This is a genomic window from Peribacillus aracenensis, from assembly GCF_025175645.1.
Classification (GTDB): Bacteria; Bacillota; Bacilli; order Bacillales; family DSM-1321; genus Peribacillus; species Peribacillus aracenensis.
Window position 1 is genome coordinate 1 of the sequence record NZ_JANZMJ010000119.1, and the last position, 277, is coordinate 277.

The following is a 277-nucleotide window of genomic DNA, read 5'->3' on the forward strand; positions in this document are numbered from 1 at the left end:
AAACTGCATAGAGAAGTCCTCCTTGTTTGATGCTGGGTCAATGGTCGTTGACACTCATGCATCATACAAGAGGGCTCTTTTTCTTTCAAGACCTCGAACATCCTTCTAACAGGAATGCTGCCCCGTTCGTATTATAAGGTCAGCCAGATATTTAAACTGTACCCTATGTAAAGGACATTTTTAAAAAAGGTCATGCCACTTTGAGAAGGTGATTTCTGTATTGAACAGGAGTCATCTTCTTTAAGTTCCATTGATATCTGAAATTGTTATAGTACGT

At 39.0% G+C, this 277-nt stretch carries 1 protein-coding gene; it reads right to left on the reverse strand.

Translation table 11 applies throughout. From position 1 onward, the window contains the following. Positions 1–190: 190 nt before the first annotated feature. Positions 191–277, reverse strand: an 87-nt coding sequence (locus tag N0M92_RS29275; protein ID WP_260288566.1) for an IS3 family transposase, incomplete at its 5' end; no start/stop codon positions are given.